This window comes from Dehalococcoidia bacterium, from assembly GCA_025054935.1.
Lineage (GTDB): Bacteria > Chloroflexota > Dehalococcoidia > SpSt-223 > SpSt-223 > JANWZD01.
The window spans coordinates 530,236-543,471 of the sequence record JANWZD010000001.1; the positions used below are offsets into that span (position 1 = coordinate 530,236).

General features: G+C 67.2%; 10 protein-coding genes. 7 read left to right on the forward strand and 3 right to left on the reverse strand.

The window, feature by feature from the left end; all coding sequences use genetic code 11:
• Positions 1-188 precede the first annotated feature (188 nt).
• Positions 189-2,369, forward strand: coding sequence for a diguanylate cyclase (locus tag NZ773_02340; protein MCS6800766.1), 2,181 nt, complete (start codon positions 189-191; stop codon positions 2,367-2,369).
• Here NZ773_02340 and proS read toward each other — a convergent pair.
• On the reverse strand, positions 2,363-3,811 hold the full coding sequence (proS, locus tag NZ773_02345; GenBank protein MCS6800767.1) for a proline--tRNA ligase: 1,449 nt from the start codon (positions 3,809-3,811) through the stop codon (positions 2,363-2,365). The genes NZ773_02340 and proS overlap by 7 nt on opposite strands.
• A 193-nt stretch (positions 3,812-4,004) precedes the next feature.
• On the opposite strand from proS, the gene NZ773_02350 reads away from it, so the two are divergent.
• Positions 4,005-4,661: an HAD-IA family hydrolase gene (locus NZ773_02350; GenBank protein MCS6800768.1), complete on the forward strand. Its 657-nt coding sequence runs from the start codon at positions 4,005-4,007 to the stop codon at positions 4,659-4,661.
• 5 nt (positions 4,662-4,666) lie between these two features.
• Positions 4,667-5,482: a sensor histidine kinase gene (locus tag NZ773_02355; protein MCS6800769.1), complete on the forward strand. Its 816-nt coding sequence runs from the start codon at positions 4,667-4,669 to the stop codon at positions 5,480-5,482.
• On the opposite strand, the gene NZ773_02360 is transcribed toward NZ773_02355, so the two are convergent.
• Positions 5,479-5,754: a hypothetical protein gene (locus tag NZ773_02360; protein MCS6800770.1), complete on the reverse strand. Its 276-nt coding sequence runs from the start codon at positions 5,752-5,754 to the stop codon at positions 5,479-5,481. The genes NZ773_02355 and NZ773_02360 overlap by 4 nt on opposite strands.
• 87 nt (positions 5,755-5,841) lie before the next feature.
• Here NZ773_02360 and NZ773_02365 point away from each other — a divergent pair, with 87 nt between their 5' ends.
• The 3 genes from NZ773_02365 to NZ773_02375 are packed head-to-tail and all read left to right on the forward strand — an operon-like array spanning position 5,842 to position 9,380.
• A complete protein-coding gene (locus tag NZ773_02365) occupies positions 5,842-7,233 on the forward strand; it encodes a phosphomannomutase/phosphoglucomutase (GenBank protein ID MCS6800771.1) in 1,392 nt (463 codons plus the stop codon).
• 35 nt (positions 7,234-7,268) lie between these two features.
• Complete coding sequence (locus NZ773_02370) at positions 7,269-8,453, forward strand: alanine--glyoxylate aminotransferase family protein (GenBank protein MCS6800772.1); 1,185 nt, start codon at positions 7,269-7,271, stop codon at positions 8,451-8,453.
• A 24-nt stretch (positions 8,454-8,477) separates the two neighbouring features.
• Entirely contained in the window at positions 8,478-9,380 is a 903-nt protein-coding gene (locus NZ773_02375) for a dihydrodipicolinate synthase family protein (protein MCS6800773.1), read from the forward strand.
• On the opposite strand, the gene NZ773_02380 is transcribed toward NZ773_02375, so the two are convergent.
• Entirely contained in the window at positions 9,377-10,666 is a 1,290-nt protein-coding gene (locus NZ773_02380; GenBank protein MCS6800774.1) for an MFS transporter, read from the reverse strand. The genes NZ773_02375 and NZ773_02380 overlap by 4 nt on opposite strands.
• A 51-nt stretch (positions 10,667-10,717) precedes the next feature.
• On the opposite strand from NZ773_02380, the gene NZ773_02385 reads away from it, so the two are divergent.
• Positions 10,718-13,138, forward strand: a complete 2,421-nt coding sequence (locus NZ773_02385) for a glycosyltransferase family 39 protein (GenBank protein MCS6800775.1) — start codon at positions 10,718-10,720, stop codon at positions 13,136-13,138.
• The last annotated feature ends 98 nt before the right edge of the window (positions 13,139-13,236 follow it).

Below are 13,236 nucleotides of genomic sequence, written 5' to 3' on the forward strand. Positions count from 1 at the left end.
GCTCTCGGCCGGCCGCCTGCCTCTGCGGGCTCTGTTGCTCCTGCCAATTCCTGCCGAAAGCAAGAGTAGAGCGGGCGGGCGTCTCCCCCAAATTGGCTATAGCGCATACGGGATTTGACGCACAGACGCGACGCCGCGCGGCCGGTAGACTGAGACGACGCGAAGCGGAGCGTTGAGAGAGGCGGAGGATGCACATCAGTCTCACGGAGGAATCAGTTGAGCGGGTGCTCGCCCTCATTACGGGGCCAGCGATCCTCGTCGACCGGCAAGGCTGCTTAGCCGGCGTCAATCGTCGCCTGTGCGACCTTGTCGGAGCGGAGCCGGAGGAACTGCTCCGCACTCCCGGCCGCTGGGCACGGCTGCCGACCGAGCCGGATTTCCCGCCGAACGGGGAGCTGCCACTCCACACCCCCACCGGAGAGGAGCGCTGGCTGCGGTGGCGTCCCGCCCGCCTCGATACCCAGGCGCTTGGCATTGAGGGCGTCATCTGGTCGGCGGAAGATGTCACTGCCGAACGGGAGCAGCGCCGCCGACGTGAGATTGAGAACCGGCAGCTTCACGACGTGTTCGAAAATGCCGGCATCGGCATGGCTTTCGCGAACCTCCATGGACGTTTCCTTCGGGTCAATCATTCGCTATGCGAGCTCACCGGCTACCGCGAAGACGAACTGCTGCGCATGACCGGCACCGACCTGTCCCACCCGGAGGACCGCCGCATCGAACTGGAGCAGGTCCGGCGGCTGCTCAACGGCGAGATCCCCTCATTTGAACTGGAGAAGCGGTTCATCCGTCGCGACGGCACCCCCTACTGGGTGCAGGTGCGCATCTCCCGCCTCGATGGCGACCCTGAGCCGATCCTGCTGACGCAGATCGAGGATATTCAGCATCGCAAGGACACTGAACAAGCGCTTCGGGAAAGCGAAGAGCGGCTGCGGCGCCTCCTCGACAATGCTGCCGACGTGATCTACCGGCTGCGGGTCCGCCCGCAGAAGCGCTACGAGTACGTCAGCAACTCGGCCACCCGGGTGTTCGGCTACGCCCCTGAGGAATGGTACCGCGACCCCGAACTGTGCGCCCAGGTCTGCCACCCTGATGACCGCGCAAAGCTCGTGGCCCCCCGGTCGCCGAGCGAGTGGGCGAGCGCGCCGATTGTCGTTCGGATGATCCGGAAAGACGGCCGCGTGATCTGGACGGAGCACCGGGTCACGCCGCTGCTCGACGAGCGCGGGGAGATCGTCGGTTTCGACGCGATCGTCCGCGATATCACCGAAAGCCGGCGCGCGGAAGAGAAGCAGCGGGAGGCAGCGGAGGCCCTCGCCGCCGCGAACCAGCAGCTGACCGAGAAGATCGTCGAACTGGAGCAGCGCAACCGCGAGGTGGCGATCCTGCGCGACATGGTGGAACTGCTCCAGCTGTGCATCTCTACTGACGAGGCGTACGACATCGTGGCGCGCTACGGGCCGCAGCTCTTCCCGCGGACCCGCGGCTCGGTTGCGATCATCAAGGCGTCGCGAAACGCCGTCGATCGGGTATGCGGCTGGGGCGACCCGCAGCCCGGCGACCCCGTTTTCGGGCCGAACGACTGCTGGAGCCTGCGGCGCGGACGTCCTCATCTCGCCGCCGACCTCGCCACAAGCGTCACCTGTCCGCATCTCCGGCAAGGGGTGCCGACCCCGTCGCTTTGCGTGCCGCTCGCTTCTCAAGGCGAAGCGTTCGGCGTGCTGACGCTCCAGATGGAAGACGCCCGCGCAGTGCCGGAGAGCCAAGCGCGGCTCGCGAGTTCCGTCGCCGAGCAGATCGCCCTCGCGTTGGCCAATCTCGCCCTCCGCGAGCAGCTGCGCAGCCAGTCGATCCGCGACCCGCTCACCGACTTGTACAACCGGCGCTTTCTCGAGGAGACCCTCGAGCGTGAACTGATGCGCGCCCAACGCCTCGGCCGCCCGCTCTCGGTGATGATGATCGACATCGACCATTTCAAGCGGTTCAACGACGACTATGGCCACGACGCGGGCGACGCTGTGCTGCGCGAGATCGCTGCCCTGCTCAAAAGTCATACCCGGGCCGGCGACGTCGCCTGCCGGTATGGCGGGGAAGAGTTCGTCATTCTGCTGCCGGAGCTGCCGGAGGACGTCGCAGCGCGCCGTGCCGAGGAGCTGCGCGAGGCGGTGCATGCGCTTGCCGTCTTCCACCGCGGCCGCCAACATCGCGCCCTGAGCGTTTCGATCGGCGTCGCCAGCTCTTCCCTCGCCAGCAGCGTCGAAGACCTCCTCGCTCTCGCCGACGCCGCGCTCTACCAAGCGAAGCATGAAGGGCGCGACCGGGTCGTCGTCGCGTCGCGCCCTGCCGACGGCGGAACGCCGGCTCAGTAGGCGCGCGCGAAGATCGCCACCTGCTGCGTGCGCGCGCCAGTAAAGAAGCAGACCCCTTCGCCCTCTTCTGCATCGAGCAGGAAGCAGCGCAGGGTCGCCTTTGTCTCCTCTTTCAGGCGCAGTTCATCCTCGTTCGAGCCCGCCCAGTGTGTTCGGATGAACCCGCCACGCGACTCAAGCACCTCGCGAAACTCGGCATAGGATCGCACGCCGAACGTGGTGTTGGCGTCGCGGAACGCCGTCGCTTGGCGCAGGAGCTCCGCTTGAATCGCCTCAAGCAGCGTCCGGACTGCTGGAACAACGCCGTCGACCGGAACGCCGACCTGTTTTCCTTCTTTGCCGGGAAGGTCGCGCCGCGCCAGCACCACCGTACCCTGCTGAACATCGCGAGGGCCGATCTCCACCCGCACCGGGACGCCCCGCATCTCCCAGTCGTTGAACTTAAACCCCGGCGTGACATCGTCGCGGCGGTCAAGCTTGACGCGGACCCCCGCTCCCGCCAACGCCCGCTCGACCTGCTCGGCGACCGGCAGGACAAGCGCGCGGTCCGCTTCGCCGCGCCAAATCGGCACAATGACTACCTGGATCGGCGCCATCACGGGCGGAAGCCGCAGCCCCTGATCATCGCCGTGGACCATCACTATCGCGCCGACCATCCGAGTGCTTACGCCCCAACTGGTGGTGTGGCAGTATTGGAGCACATTCTCGCGGTCGAGATACTTGATGTCGAAAGCGCGGGCGAAGTTTTGGCCAAGGTAGTGGCTCGTGCCGGCCTGAAGCGCCCAACCGTTGCCCATCATCGCTTCGATGGTATAGCTCTCCACTGCGCCAGCGAATTTCTCGTTGTGGCTCTTCCGCCCCTTGATCACCGGGATCGCCGCATCATTGACCGCGAAGTCAACATAGACATCGAGCATGCGCAAGGTCTCCTCGATCGCTTCCTCCGCGGTCGCGTGCGCCGTATGCCCTTCCTGCCACAGGAACTCGAGCGTTCGCAGGAAGGGGCGGGTGCGCATCTCCCAGCGAACGACATTCGCCCATTGATTGATCAAGACAGGAAGGTCGCGGTACGAGCGGATCCACCGGGCGTAGGTGTGGCCGATGATCGTTTCAGAGGTGGGACGGACGACGAGCGGCTCCTCGAGCGGTTGTCCGCCCCCGATCGTCACGATCGCCAGCTCCGGCGAAAATCCCTCAACGTGCTCGGCCTCTTTCTGCAGAAAGCTCATCGGGATGAAGAGCGGAAAATAGGCGTTGACATGCCCCGTCGCTTTGAAGCGACGATCGAGGCCATCGCGCACCGCCTCCCAGATCGCGTAGCCGTAGGGGCGGATGACCATGCAGCCGCGCACCGGCGCATTCTCGGCCAGTTCCGCCTCACGGATGACATCGAGATACCAACGCGAGTAGTCGGCGCTGCGGGGCGTGATCTTCTCGGCCATCGTCGCTGCGTGCTCCTTCCCGGCAGATAGCGCACCAAAGTATAGGCGGCTAGCTGCTCCCACCGAGAGCGCGCTACACTTCAAGTGAAAGGAGCAAAGGCAGGCAGCGCTGAGACCGATTCGCGCGCTCTTCTACGACGCGGGCTTCACCCTCATCCGGCCCACGCTCACGATCGACCGCTTGCTGGCCGAGGTGCTGCGGCGACGCGGGCATCCGGCGGAAGCGGAGCAGCTTGCTTCGGCTATTCCGCCATTTGACCTCTTCCTCGAGCGCTTTCAGGCAGAGGGCGAGGCGGTGTTCGCCTCCGACGCGCAGACCACCGCCCTCTGGCATGCCTATTACCGGACGATCTTGAGGCGGGCTGCTGCCCATCTCGGCGAGGAGGAGATCGCCGCCTGCGCTGCGGAGGTGACCGAACTTTACGGGCTGCCTGACTACTGGGAACCGTACCCCGACGTAGCGCCAACCCTCGCCGAAGCGCGGCAGCGCGGCCTCATTCAGGGCGTCATTTCAGACTGGGGCGCCCGGCTCACGCCGATCCTGCACGGGATTGGGCTGACCGATCATCTCGACTTCGTCGTCGTCTCTGCGGTTGTAGGGGCTGCGAAGCCGAACCGCCACCTCTTCGAACTGGCGCTCCGGCGGGCCGGCGTCGCGCCGGAGGAAGCGGTCTATGTGGGAGACACCTACCGCGCCGATATCCTCGGGGGGAGGAGCGCAGGGATCCTTTCGGTGCTGCTCGACCGCAACGGGGCGGTCGCGCGGCTCGATGGGCCGCTCATCCGACGGTTGGATGAGATCTTCCGCTTAATTGACGACCTTCAACCGGGCGCGCCTGCGGTATCCTAGGAGCCATGTCCGACCTCGACCAAGCCCCACGCCCCGCCGCCTCGTCCGACTGGTCGACGATCGAACTGAAAACCCTTACCCTCGAAGCAAGCCTCCAGCAGCAGCTGATCTACGCGCGCGACCTCGCGCGGGCGTTCGCTGAACTCGAAGCGAAGGAGGCCCAGCGCAAGCGCCTGCTTGAAAAGGTTATCTCGGCGCAGGAAGACGAGCGTCGGCGCATCGCGATCGATATCCACGATGAAGTGCTGCAGATGCTCGGGTTCAACTTGATGAAGATCGACCTGATCGAGCGGCTCTGGCAGAAAGGCGACTATCCGCTCGCGCTGGAGCACCTGCGAACCTTGCGCGACACGCTCGAGTCAGCCATCAATCTGCTGCGCGATATCATCACCGACCTCCGGCCGCCCTCTCTCGATGTCCAAGGGCTCATCCCGACGCTCGATGAATATCTCAAGCGCTTCCGTCGCGAGACCGGGATCGAGGTCGCGCTCTCGAGCGCTATCGGCCGCCGGCAGTCGCCGACCGTCGAAACGCTGATCTACCGCCTTGTGCAAGAAGCGCTCGTCAACACGCGAAAGCACGCCAAAGCGACCCGCGTCTCGGTCGATCTCGTCGCCCAGGGAGATCGAATTCAGGTGACGGTGCAGGATAACGGCCGTGGCTTCGTGGTCGAGGAGGCGCTGCGCGACAGTTTGGCACGCGGAAGCATCGGGCTCCATTCCATCATCGAGCGCGTGCATCTCGCCGGGGGCGAGTGCGAGATCCTGAGCGAACCGGGCGCGGGCACGACGATCCGCTTCTCCGTCCCGATGAACGCTTAAGAGTTCGGGCCCTCACGCCCCTGGCTGGGCGGTGAGAAGGCGGACTGCTCGCTCCACGCCGCATCGGCCGCCTCGTTCGCAGCACGCCACCGCTCCCACGTCTCGGTGAACTCCGCGCTCAACTGGAGATAGCGCGCCTCTGCTTCCGGTATGCCCGCCGGCTCATAGCCGGGCCGAACCTCGCGTTTGCGCCAGATCAATTCGTGGCGAAGGCGGGCGATCTCCTCATCCAGCGCCCGCAGTCGTGCCTCGAGCCGTTCGATCTCGTCCATAGTCTCTCCTGCGCCCCGGCACTGCCGGGCTTGACGGCGGCCGAAGGCGATGCCAAGATGCGGCTGCACCCTGCTTGGAGTTTGCCCGTGACGCAGCCAGCGATCAACCCGACGATCTTTCGCGACTACGACATTCGCGGTGTTGTCGGCACTGATCTTGATGAGCGGATTGTCGCGCAATTGGGGCGCGCCTTCGGGACGTTCCTGCGCCGCAGCAGCGAGCGGCCGCGCGTCGCCGTCGGCCACGATGCCCGGCTTACGTCGCCCAGCTACGCTGCCGCCGCCATCGACGGCCTCCTCGCCGCCGGCTGCGATGTGGTCGCGATCGGTATGGTCCCGACACCAGTGCTCTACTTTGCCGTCAACACCCTGGGGGTGGAAGGAGGGCTGTGCGTTACCGCAAGCCATAATCCCCCCCGATTCAACGGCCTGAAGCTGCGCAAACGGCCGGGGCAGAGCGGCGAGCCGCTGACGAGCGAGGAGATCCAAGAGATCCGGCGCCTTGCTGAAACGGAGCACTTTGCCGATGGCGCCGGCACGCTCGAAAACGGCGATGCCGTGACCCCCTATCTGGACTACCTCGCGCAGCGCCTTCGCCTCAGCCGCCCAGTGCGGGTCGTCCTCGACACTGGCAACGGCGCGACGGGACCGACAGCGCTCGAGGCGCTTCGCCGGATCGGCGCCGAGGTGTGCGGCCTTTTCACAGAGCCGGACGGCACCTTCCCGAACCATCTGCCAAATCCCCTCAAGCCCGAGAACCTGCAGTCGCTCATCAAGGAGGTGCAGCACACCGGTGCCGAGATCGGGGTCGCTCTCGACGGCGACGGCGACCGGCTCGGCATTGTCGCCGACAACGGGGCCATCCTCTGGCCGGACCAGTATCTCATCTTTCTCGCCCGCCACGCGCTCGCCGCTCGCCGCGGTCCCGTGGTGTTCGACGTGAAATGTTCGATGGCGCTGATCGAGGAGATCGAGCGCGCTGGCGGGACCCCCATCATGACCCGCACGGGCTACACGAATATCGCCCGCAAACGGCGCGAGGTCGGAGCGGTGATCGCGGGCGAATTCTCGGGCCACCTGTTTTTCGACGACCCCGTCATCGATTTCGACGATGGGACCTTTGCCGCCGGCATGCTGCTGCACTGGCTTGCCGCCCAAGAGCAGCCGCTCTCGGCGCAGATGCGCAGCCTCACCCAGTATGCGGCCACTCCCGAAGAGCGCTACGCCTGCAATGAGGCCGCCAAGCAGCGCGTCGTCGAGGAAGTGCGCCGGCGATTCAAGCAGGAATACGACACTATCGATATCGACGGCGTCCGGATCATCTTCCCCGACGGCTGGGCGCTTGTCCGCGCTTCGAACACCGAGCCCGCTCTCACCGCCCGCTACGAAGCGCGAAGCCCGGAGCGACTGCGCGCTATCGTCGCGCTTGTCAAAGACGTGTTGCGCCAATTTCCCGAGGTCGACCTCGAGCGCGAGTAGCGAGAAGACCGCAGGAGAGACCCGCCGTGCCCGATATCGCCCACGAACTCGACCCGCCAAGCCGGCTCCTGCTCGGTCCCGGTCCCAGCAACGTTCACCCGCGGGTGAGCCGCGCGCTCGCCGCGCCGGTGCTCGGCTATCTCGACCCCGCTTGGTTCACCGTCATGGACGAGACCGTTGCGCTGCTTCGCCGGGTGTACGGCACCGAGAACCGCGTCACCTTCCCCATTTCGGGGACAGGCACCGCGGGGATGGAAGCGCTGCTGTACAACCTCCTCGAGCCGGGCGACAAAGCGATCATCGGCGTGAACGGCTATTTCGGCGACCGACTGCACCAGATCGCCCTGCGGGCCGGCGCGGAGGTCCTCCCCCTGCGCGCTCCGTGGGGGCAGCCGGTCGACCCTGAGCGCGTTCGGATCGCCCTCAAGGAGAACCCAGGGGTGAGCCTCGTCGCCGTTGTCCACGGTGAGACCTCAACCGGGGTTCTCCAGCCGCTCGACCGCCTCGGCGAGATTGTGCGGCAGTACGGCGCGCTGCTCCTTGTCGACTGTGTGACAACCCTTGGCGGCGAGGCGGTCGATATCGACGCGAACGGGATCGATGCTGCCTACAGCTGCACGCAGAAAGCGCTCAGCTGCCCGCCGGGGCTGTCGCCGATCACGCTCAGCGAACGGGCGTGGGAGAAAATCGCGCGGCGGAAGACCCCCGCTCAGTCGTGGTACCTCGACCTGAAGCTGCTGGCGGAATATTGGCTCGGCAATCGGACCTATCACCACACGCCGCCAGTGGCGATGATCTACGCCCTGCGAGAGGGGCTCCGGCTCGTCCTCGAGGAAGGGCCGGAGCAGCGGTATGCTCGCCATCGGCGGAACGCCGCTGCGCTGCGTGCTGGGCTCGCCGCGCTCGGCCTGCCGTTCATCGCCGCCGATCCCTACTCGCTGCCAACCCTGACCGCAGTCCAGCCCCCAGCGGGCGTGGACGAGGCGGCACTGCGCGCGGCGCTCCGCGACCGCTATGGGATCGAAATCGGCGGAGGATTAGGCCCCCTGCGCGGCAAGGCGTGGCGGATCGGCTTGATGGGGGTGAATGCGACGGCCGCCAATGTCCTCCTCGTCCTGACCGCGCTCGAAGCTGTGCTCGCCGAGGCCGGCTATCCTGTCGCGCCGGGAGCGGCCAGCGCCGCGGCACGGCAGGTCCTCGCTGCGGCGCCGTCCGACTAATGCCCCGCCCGACCAAAGGAGAACATGATGGTGAGCGTGCAGGGTGTCTTCCCTCCTGTTCCGACAATCTTCGACGCCGAAGGAGCGCTCGACCTCGAGCGGTTTGCTCGGAACCTCCGGCGGTGGAACGCGACCGGTCTTGCCGGCTACGTGGTGCTGGGGTCGAACGGAGAGTTTGCGCTTCTGGAGGAGCGGGAGAAGCTCGCCCTGATCGAACGCGCCCGCGACGAGACCCCGCCGGACAAGCGTCTCATCGCGGGAACTGCGGCCGAGTCGACGCGCGGCACGATCGCGCTCACGCGGGCGGCGGCAGCGCTTGGCGCCGACGCGGCGCTCGTGCTGACCCCGCATTTCTATTCGCCCTTCTACGACGAGGCAGCGTACCTCCGGCACTTCATGGCGGTCGCCGACGCCTCCCCCATCCCGGTCCTCGCCTACTCCATGCCCGCCTTCGCCAAGGTCGACCTCGCGGTCTCGACCCTCCTTGCGCTCGCTGAGCACCCGAACATCATCGGCTATAAAGAGAGCGGGAGCGATGTCGCCAAGATCGCGGCGGTCGCAGCGAGCGCGCCCTCCCACTTTGCGCCGCTCATCGGCTCGGGGAGCCACTATCTTCCCGCGCGGCTGCTCGGCGCAACGGGCGGCATTCTCAGCCTCGCCATCGTCGCGCCGGAGGCATGCGTCGAACTCGACGCCGCGATCGCCTGCGGCGACCTGCCGAAAGCCCAAGCGCTTCAGCGGCGGCTGCTTGCGCTCAACACTGCCATCACCAGCCGCTACGGCATCGCGGGGGTGAAGGCAGCACTCGACCTCCTCGGCTATGCGGGGGGAGCCCCCCGTTCCCCACTCACGCCGCTTGATGAGACCGCCCGGCACGACCTCGCGACTGTCCTCGCTGCTGCCGGTCTTCTGCCAAGCGCCGCCTAAGAGCGCTCCTCCGTCGCCGAGTCGCGAAAGACGGCCCGAGGCGGCGCAAGAAGCGCGATTGCGGCCATCAGCCCCACAACCAGCACTCCCTGCAGGGCAAACGTCATCTGCACGCCGATGAGGTCGGCGAGGGCGCTAATCGGCAGTACCATCAACGGCATCATCGAGAACGTGAACATATAGACGCTCATCAGGCGGCCGAGGTAGTCGCGGTCGCAGTTCAGCATCAGCAGCGTGTTGTTGAGCGACATGAAGAGGTTGCTCACGCCGCCGGCGCCCATCAGCAGGATCGCCGCCACGGCGAAACTACTGGTCGCTCCAACGACGAGCAGCAGCGCCCCAAAGGCGAGTGCTGCCACAAGCTGCAGCACCGCCTTGCGGGGATAGTCGGCAAACGCTCCCAGCGCCAGCGACCCGACAAGCGCGCCAAGGCCCTGCATCGTCATCAGGAAACCGAGCCCGGCCGACTCAACGCCGAGCACCGAGACGGCGTAGACCGGCAAGAGATTGACGTAGGGCATGCCGATGCCGACGAAGACAAAAGCCGTCAGGATCATCACCCAGAGCGAAGGCTGGGCCGCAATATAGCGGAAGCCGGCGCCAATCTCTGCAAACATCGGCCGACGTGGCGCCCCGCTCCGCCGCGGAAGCCGGACTAGGAGCAGCGGGAGCGCCGAGAGGAAGTAGCAGGCACTCATCAGGTAATACACCCCAGCAATCCCAACGCCCGGCAGGGCGATGAGGATCCCCGCGAGCGCCGGCCCAACGATGCGGGACAAGTTGAAGAACGAGTTGTTCACCGCAATGGCGTTGGCAAGAAAGCGCTCCGGAACGACGTCCGGCAGCGCACCTTGGCGAGCGGGCATGTTGAAGGCGAACAGCGTGCCTTGCCAGAGCGCAGAGACGACAAGATGCCAGACCTGGATCACGCCCGTCTGCACGAGCAGCGCAATGACAACGGTCTGGAGGCCAACGAGCAGCTGCGTGACCGCCATGATGGCTCGGCGGTCATAGCGGTCGGCGGCGACGCCGGCGAACAACGTCAAGACGAGGCCGGGCACTCCCCATGCCACCGCGACAAGGCCGAGGTCGGTCGCGCGACCAGCGATGAGATACGCGAGGTAGCCGGTCGTCACCATCTGCATCGTCATCGGCACATAGGTGCAGACCAGCCCGAGGACAAAAGCGCGGAATTGCGGTTGGCTGAGGGAGATAAACATCTTCGGCCAGCGGGACTCCGGCGCTGGCCGATCGGCGCTCAGTTCGATGACCGTTCGCTGGCTCACTGAGCGATTGTACCACCGACGTTCGAGAGCAACGCGCCTATACTTCGCTCCGTGCTCGGCTCTCGGTGGCGCCTCCCGCTCGAAGCGGGCGGCAGCGCGCCCTTCACCCGCATCGACTGGCTTCTCTTCGGCGGGGTGATCCTCGTCGCCGCCCTCCTGCGTCTTCCCGCCCTCGACACGATCCCGCCGGGGCTGTGGCGCGATGAGGCAGGCTACGCGCTCGCCGCTCAAGACATTCAGCGGGGCCTCCTCAAGGTGTACTGGGGAGACAAAGAACCGCTCTTCCCCTATGTTCTCGCCGGGGTCTTCGCCGCACTGGGGCCGAGCGTGGAGACAGTGCGGGGAACGGCGGCGCTTTTCGGCGTCGGCACGGTCGGCCTGACATTTCTCCTCGGCCGCCTGCTCCTCGGCCGCTGGGGCGGCAGCGTCGCCGCCATCGGTCTCGCGACGACCTTCTGGACCCTCGACCTGAACCGCATCGGCTTTCGCGTCAACACTATGCCGTTCTTTCTGACCCTCGCTTTCTGGCTCCTGTGGCGGGGGCTCATCCGCGGCGGCCGCGGAAACTGGCTCGGCGCCGGGATCGCCCTCGGCGTAACGCCGTATACCTATCTCGCAGCGCGAATGGCGCCAGTTGCGGTTGCGCTCTTCTTCGGCTGGCTGCTCCTTGTCGACCGACGACGCGTTGCTGCCGACCGCAGCGGATGGGCGCTGCTTGCCGGGGGGATGATCCTCACCGCGCTTCCTCTCCTCATCTATTTTGTGGTCGAACCAGCCTCCTTTCTCGACCGCGCCAAGCAGCTGTCGCCGTTCTCCGGAGCAGCTTCCCCCGCGGAGATCGCGGTCATCGCGGCGAGAGGCGTGTGGGACACCGTCGGGATGTTCTTCTGGCGCGGCGACAGCGAGCCCCGCCACAATCTCCCCGGCCGGCCCGTGCTTGACCTTGCGAGCGGCGCCCTGTTCGCCCTTGGCGGAGCGATCTGCATCGTCCGGTTCCGCGAGCGGGCGGCAGCGTTTCTCCTCCTCTGGCTGGCGATGCTCCTCCTGCCAAGCGCGCTCGCCGTCGACAACCCCCACGCCCTGCGCACGCTCGGCGCCGCTCCCGCTGTCTTCCTGCTCGTTGCGCTCGGCGCCTCCACCCTCGGGATGGCGCTCACGTCGCTGCTCCGCCGCCCGGCGGTAGCGCCGACGCTCGCGGCGGCCTGGCTGGTGATCGCCGGGGCGCTCACCGTGCGAGACTATTTTCTAGTTTGGGCTGCTTCGCCGCTGACCGCCCAGTTCTTCGAAGCAGAGGTGACCGCCGCCGCCCGCCTCCTGCGCGACGCGCCCCCTGGAACCCTCGCCTACGCCTCGGCGCCCTTTGTGCCGCACCCGACGGTTGAATTCCTCGCCCCCGCACGCGCCCCACTCTGGTTCGACGGCGGCGAGGGGGTCGTCTTCCGGCACGACCGCGGGCCAAACGGGACCGTCTACGCGCTCCCCGGCTCGAACGAGCGAGCGCGCAGCACGCTTCAGTCTGCGGTCGGGGACGCTGTCATCACGCCGGGCCCGGCCGGCGCAGACGGTCGGCCCCGCGCTTGGCTGGTCTTCCTCCCGCCGACCGCGCCGATCGTCGTGCCCCGCCTCCCGCAGCCGGCCGCCTTCATCGCCGGCGGGGTCGTCGAGGTGACGAGCAGGAGCGACATCCCGCCCGCGATCGCGCCGGGCGGGCGGGTCGAGGTGGCGATCGCATGGTCGCCGCGCGGCCCGACCGTGCAGCCGGACCTCGCTTTCTTCGTCCACCTGCTCGACGCGACGGGACAGCTCCGCGGCCAGCATGACGCGGTGACGTATCCGAGCTGGCAGTGGCAGGGCGGCGAGCGCGTCATCAGCTGGTTTTCGCTGCCGGTCGCCCCCGATGCTCCGCCCGGCCGCTACCGCCTGATTGCCGGGGTTTACCCCCGCGCCACCTTGCAGCGCCTGCCCTGGACAGCTGCTGGCCCCGCAGGCGAACAGCCGGTCGGCGACACCATCGAGCTCGGCATCACGAAGATTGCGCCGCCGCCGCCGCCGCCGCCGGAGCGCTGGCTCGGGGTTGCGCTCGGGGGGCGGATCGCGCTCGACGGGGTCGACCTCCCCCCCGGCGGCTGCGCCCTGGAGAGCGCGCGCCCCCCCTGCGATCTCACGATCGCGCTGCATTGGCGAGCACTGACCGTCCAGCCGGACGACGTCCAAGTCTTCGTCCATCTGGCGGGCAGAGACGACCGCCCGGTCGTCCAAGCCGACGGCGCGCCGCGGGGCGGAACGTATCCAACCTCACTCTGGTCGCCCGGAGAACGGGTGCTCGACCAACGGGCGCTGCAGCTCCCGGCAGGACTTCCGCCCGGCGACTACCGCCTTCTCGTCGGCCTCTACCGCCTCGAGGGAGGAGCGCGGCTTGCGACGCCGTGGGGAGCGGAGAGTATCGAGATCGCGACGGTACGGGTCGGCTGAGCACGCGACGCCGTCTGCTGCTCCCCCGCGGCAGGAGAGCGCCGCGCCGGTGCCGTCCCGGGCAGGAGCAGGTCTCGCGTGCCGCCGTCCGCCCGGCA

Excerpts from the sequence above, each read along its gene's own strand:
- NZ773_02340 (MCS6800766.1), top strand. The coding sequence starts at position 189 with ATGCACATCAGTCTCACGGAGGAATCAGTTGAGCGGGTGCTCGCCCTC.
- proS (MCS6800767.1), bottom strand. The coding sequence starts at position 3,811 with ATGGCCGAGAAGATCACGCCCCGCAGCGCCGACTACTCGCGTTGGTAT.
- NZ773_02375 (MCS6800773.1), top strand. The coding sequence starts at position 8,478 with ATGATGGTGAGCGTGCAGGGTGTCTTCCCTCCTGTTCCGACAATCTTC.
- NZ773_02355 (MCS6800769.1), top strand. The coding sequence starts at position 4,667 with ATGTCCGACCTCGACCAAGCCCCACGCCCCGCCGCCTCGTCCGACTGG.
- NZ773_02360 (MCS6800770.1), bottom strand. The coding sequence starts at position 5,754 with ATGGACGAGATCGAACGGCTCGAGGCACGACTGCGGGCGCTGGATGAG.